Here is a 4,930-nt window from a genome sequence, read left to right as displayed (position 1 = left end):
GCAAGGCTGATAGTAGCAGGGGTCAAGAAGAGCAATCTTAGGGAGTTGGTTCAAGAAGAGCTATCGAGAATGGGGCATAAGTGCCGATGTATAAGGTGCCGCGAAGTAGGAATCAAAAGATTGAAGTATGGAATTGATGTCAAGCCAGAGAAAATAAGACTTTTGAGGCAAGATTACAAGGCATCAAAGGGCGTAGAAGTTTTCATATCTTACGAGGATGTTATCAATGATGCTTTGATTGGATTCCTAAGGTTAAGGTATCCTTCTGAAAGGGCACATCGAGAGGAGATTACTAGAAGATCGTGCCTGGTAAGGGAGTTACACGTTTACGGAAAGATGATACCGATAGGAGAGAGAAGTGGCTACGATTACCAACACAAAGGTTTTGGAGCCATGTTGATGAGGGAGGCGGAGAGAATAGCTGAAGAAGAGTTCGGTGTAAGGACTATGGTCGTGATGAGCGCCATAGGAACAAAAGAATACTACAGAAGGCTCGGTTATAGATCGGAAGGACCTTACATGGTAAAAAGTATCAAATAAATTCAGAAAGCCATCGAGCTTATGTTTGGCATAAAATAAATAAATTGTCAGAGATTCAACTTGTCAATAGCCTGGAAAGATCTCTTTTCTGATATTCCCTCTAGGTACATCAAGGCCTTCTAGTAGGTTCTCCATGGCTTTAATCATTATTAGGGGTCCACAGATATAGAATACCCTCTCCCTGTAGTCTGGCACTTCATTCTTTATTATCCCTATATCTATTCTTCCCGTGTAGCCAGTCCAACTCTCACAGACCTCACTAACTGTAAACACAACTTTTAGGTTCTTATTTTGCTCTTGCATCTCCTCAAACTCTTTCCTAAAGATTATGTCTTTTTCGGTATGATTCCCATAGAGGAGGGTAATCTTAGTTTCTAAGAGCATGTCCGTGCAATATTTACAGATACTCCTAAATGGTGTTATTCCGATGCCCCCTGAAATCATACCGATCTTTGTAAATTCTCCTTCAAAAGTGAAGTTACCGTAGGGAGCTTCTATTTCCACCCAATCGCCTACTTTTAAGGCGTCTAGGGCATCTGAAAAACTGTGTCCAGTGAGCTTCTTGGTAAATTCTATGAAATCCTTTTCAGTTGGACTGCTTGAAATTGTAAAATGCTTCCTCTCTTCCTCTTCTCCAATTTTTATAGTTAAGAACATGAATTGTCCAGGCTTATAGTTGAAAGATTCAGGTCTAGGGAATCTGAAACTTTTTACATCATGTGTTCTCAATATTATTTCCTTTACATTCGTCTCAAACTTCAAAATAGGTCTCACCATCGATATTAAATAAGTTATTTTTAAGGGATTTAATGGTTTATTTCTAATTTATGTGGCTTTCATATCTTCAATCACCTTAGGTCTTTTGTCTTTCAAGATCACTTATCATGATCCCTCATTTTAAATAATACTTCAAATTTCATATCAAATATGAAAAAGTTAACTAAAGATCAAATGGAGTCTATAATCAAATATCATCGTAAACCAAGAATATTGAGCAAGAACGAAATGGATGAATTACTTTCAACGTCCAAAGTAGGGCGACTAGGTTTATCGGATAACAATAATCCTTACGTAGTTCCTGTAACATATTGGTACGACGAAGGGAAGATATATTTTCATTCCCCTAACGGTAAAAAAATACAATATATCAAGAAAAATCCCCAAGTCTGTTTCGAAGTCGATTTACTAAGAGAAGATGGCTCTTGGAAAAGTGTCATTGTATACGGCAAAGTCACAGTCGCAAACGATACTGAAACCATAAGGAATGTATTTCAGAAGGTACTTGAATCAGAGTGGCCCCCATCAAAGATGGCAGCTATGCACCTAGAGATGGGAGGTCAGGAGACAAAAAGGGCTGAAATTGACATGTATGTGGGATGGATTGACATCATCGAGATGACGGGGAGAAAAGGAGATTGAAAGTTTACGATATATGGAAGATTTGTATGCAAACTTATCTTGCTTAGCTTAGGTATATTTTATATTGAATTCTTTTATTCGTAAAATAACTTCAATCCAGAGTACTCTTATACTACGTCACTTCTTTTCACTTAATCATACATTATTTTGTGAGTCAGAATTGAACCTTCTCAAAATTTTCAAGCTTAAGGTGATCGCCCTCGCCCATTGAAACTCGCCACCAAACCATCTCATCTTTGCATATTATTTTAGTTTTAGAATGATTTACTCCATTGTTTAGTTCATTTATCCTCCATCTTTCAGGCAGTTCTTCCCACAATAAGGATCTGACTTTTTCTTCAACTACCAGATATAGGCTCAAATAATTTTCAATATATTTGCCAGCAAATTCAATCTCCCTTTTCATTTTTTTAACAACATCTCCCATTGTTTTAAGCTGTTTTTTGAAAGCCTTTCCCATTAAATCCTGTAAATCAAGCTCCGCCAACTTCGATGAAAGTTCTTCGTAGTTCAGGGAATAGTACAATCGATCGATTAGCTTTTCAAGCTCGTCTTCAGGCTTATAGAGGTAAGGTATCATTGACCACGGATCAGTCTTATTTCTATGAAGTTTAAGGTACAATTTCAACTTCGCAAGGCATCCTCTCATATTTCGAATTCCTTCACCGTAGTCTCTTATTGTATCTCTTAAAGCGGACCTAAGCCTCCTCGATAAAGTTTGACCAACAATTTTCTTTGTTTCATCTAAATCTATCATCTTTCCATATAATCCATTTCTAAACGCATTGAGCACTTTTCCATTTCCGTAAACTAGTTCAGCTTCAAAGGGATTGTTTACATTATAGAAATCAAGTGATTCAGTCTGTAAAAGACTATTAATATTAACAGAAAATATCGATGTGATTTTATGATCGATATAGAAAAGTTCGGTTTTCTTAAGATTAGGCTCTCCCTCCGAAAAAAGAACCAGATCTATATCACTTATGCTAGAGGCGTCGCCTCTAGCATAGCTACCTATAAGGCAGATGTCATGGTCGACATATTCATTACTTGAAATTTCATCCAGCTTGTCCAATAATTTGATCCAAGCGTCATCCTCCACATTTTTCGGTTTAAAGATCAATGCTATAATCCCTCTAATTCAATCAATGTTCTCGTCTAAAGGCTATAATAATAATTTTGCATCTTCTGTATTTGCGGTGATTACTGTAATTGCGGATGGATATGCGAGTAAAGTGAGTATGTTGGGATATAAGTCGCATTGTTCTTTTGCGCCTATAAGTACAATCCTCCTTGTCATCATGGCTCTTGTATTAGGCATTATTTTTTGGAAAATATTTGGGAAAAAGTACCTCTATAAGATCTGTCAAATGTAAGCTTTAGTCAATAAAAATACGAATACAAGGATAGGACAAATAGGTAACATTAATTCAGAAGGAAAGAATAAGAAAAATTATAGCGTTGAAGATCCCGAATTAGTACCAGTGTTAATTTTCTGAACCGTATCCGTATATCTTCTTCAGATATAAAATGAATCTACACCCATTATCTATAAATCTTCATAATAATATTCTTAATTCTGTCTGAAATTAATATGATAAGGAATATCGATCAGTTAAGGGAATTAGCTTGGATGTTTCGAGCATCCCGAGTACTTCAAATAGCAAATAAACTTGGAATTTTTACAATACTTTCAGAAGAACCTCTAACGGCAAGGGAATTGGCAATACGATGCAATAGTAGCATTGAGATGACGGAAAAGCTTCTCATAGCATGCTGTTCCCTAGGATTAATCTTACATAAAGAAGGCAGATATAGAAATTCCAAATTCAGTAATAAATATCTTGTTATGAACAAACCATTTTATCAAGGAAATTGGATAGATCATACTTCAGATCTTTGGAAATACTGGAGCAACGTAGAACAATTAATTGGTGGAAAAAGGCTTTCAGAAGAAAAAGGTGATGGGCATCGAAGATTCATTATGGCTATGCATGATGTAGCTATGGGAGGTGAAGCAGAAGAACTCGCAACTCATTTAGATCTCAGGGGAAAAAGGATGTTATACGATGTGGGTGGAGGACCAGGAACATATTCTATTATATTATGTAGACACAATCCCTTGCTACGAGCTGTAATCTTTGATCTACCAGAAACGATTCCTATAACTAAAAAGTTAATTGAAAATTCCAAGATGTCCGATAGGATTGCAGTCAGAGAAGGTGATTGGGACAGGGACGAGTTCGGTCAAGAGAACGATATAGTTTTGATGTCCAATATCCTTCATGGGCCTGGAAGTAAGGCGGAGATGAAGCTTAGAAAGGCTTTTAGGAGCATGGCTGATAATAGCCTCCTAGTAATAAGAGATTTCTTCCTAAATGATACGAAAACTGGACCGTTATCTGCAGCTCTTTTCAACCTTATGGTTGGAGCTTATTCTATAGGAGAAATATCCGATATAATAAAGGAGACCGGTTTCGTAAATATAAGAGATCTTCAAATTCCCCACAGAACCCATTCAATCTTACTTGCAGAAAAACTATAGGATCTATAATTTTTTGTTTCGCACTATGATTTTACCATTCAAAATCAAGATCTAAAACCAATCATTAAACAAATGAACTCAGGCTATCAAAAGGAAGGATTTCCAGCCAGCGCTTAATTGGAATTCAGTTTGGTACCTTGGCAGGAAAGAGGTCAATGCTTATGCAGGATATAGTCGAAAGGATATTGGGGTGATTGGAAAGGAGGTTTACCAAAAATTCAAGTATAGTATGTATATAGGGTACCCTATTTAGGGTTTTGATTTTTTTGAACATCTTTTGAATTTTTAGGAAACCTTATGAACTGTTTTTAGAGGTTTTTGAGGGGGCACCAAAACATCATTTATTGATTCTGAGCGTGAGTCCTAATCCAACTCATAGGATTCCTAAAAGGATTTTTAAGAAATCTTTTGAACCCTTAAGAGCTC

Annotated in this window: 5 protein-coding genes; 3 read left to right on the top strand and 2 right to left on the bottom strand. The window is 36.6% G+C overall.

The features are described from left to right. On the top strand, positions 1–540 hold a 540-nt coding region (locus L6N96_00240; GenBank protein ID MCP8322595.1), incomplete at its 5' end, for a GNAT family N-acetyltransferase. A gap of 63 nt (positions 541–603) precedes the next feature. On the opposite strand, the gene L6N96_00235 is transcribed toward L6N96_00240, so the two are convergent. Then, positions 604–1,302 (bottom strand): FAD-binding oxidoreductase, encoded by a 699-nt coding sequence (locus tag L6N96_00235; protein MCP8322594.1) that lies wholly within the window; start codon positions 1,300–1,302, stop codon positions 604–606. A gap of 189 nt (positions 1,303–1,491) precedes the next feature. On the opposite strand from L6N96_00235, the gene L6N96_00230 reads away from it, so the two are divergent. Then, positions 1,492–1,959 carry a pyridoxamine 5'-phosphate oxidase family protein gene (locus L6N96_00230; GenBank protein MCP8322593.1) on the top strand — a complete coding sequence of 156 codons (468 nt, stop codon included), beginning with the start codon at positions 1,492–1,494 and terminating at the stop codon, positions 1,957–1,959. A gap of 154 nt (positions 1,960–2,113) precedes the next feature. Here L6N96_00230 and L6N96_00225 read toward each other — a convergent pair whose 3' ends face one another. Next, positions 2,114–3,082, bottom strand: coding sequence for a nucleotidyltransferase domain-containing protein (locus tag L6N96_00225; protein ID MCP8322592.1), 969 nt, complete (start codon positions 3,080–3,082; stop codon positions 2,114–2,116). A gap of 510 nt (positions 3,083–3,592) precedes the next feature. Here L6N96_00225 and L6N96_00220 point away from each other — a divergent pair. Then, positions 3,593–4,504 carry a hypothetical protein gene (locus L6N96_00220; protein ID MCP8322591.1) on the top strand — a complete coding sequence of 304 codons (912 nt, stop codon included), beginning with the start codon at positions 3,593–3,595 and terminating at the stop codon, positions 4,502–4,504. Positions 4,505–4,930 lie beyond the last annotated feature (426 nt).

The sequence above is a fragment of the Candidatus Methylarchaceae archaeon HK02M2 genome (assembly GCA_024256165.1).
Taxonomy (GTDB): Archaea; Thermoproteota; Nitrososphaeria; order Nitrososphaerales; family JACAEJ01; genus HK02M2.
The sequence above is the reverse complement of the archived record's forward strand: the minus strand, read 5'-3'. Positions and strand labels throughout refer to the sequence as shown.

Coding starts and splice junctions, on each gene's coding strand:
- L6N96_00230 (MCP8322593.1), top strand. CDS start 1,492: ATGGAGTCTATAATCAAATATCATCGTAAACCAAGAATATTGAGCAAG.
- L6N96_00220 (MCP8322591.1), top strand. CDS start 3,593: ATGTTTCGAGCATCCCGAGTACTTCAAATAGCAAATAAACTTGGAATT.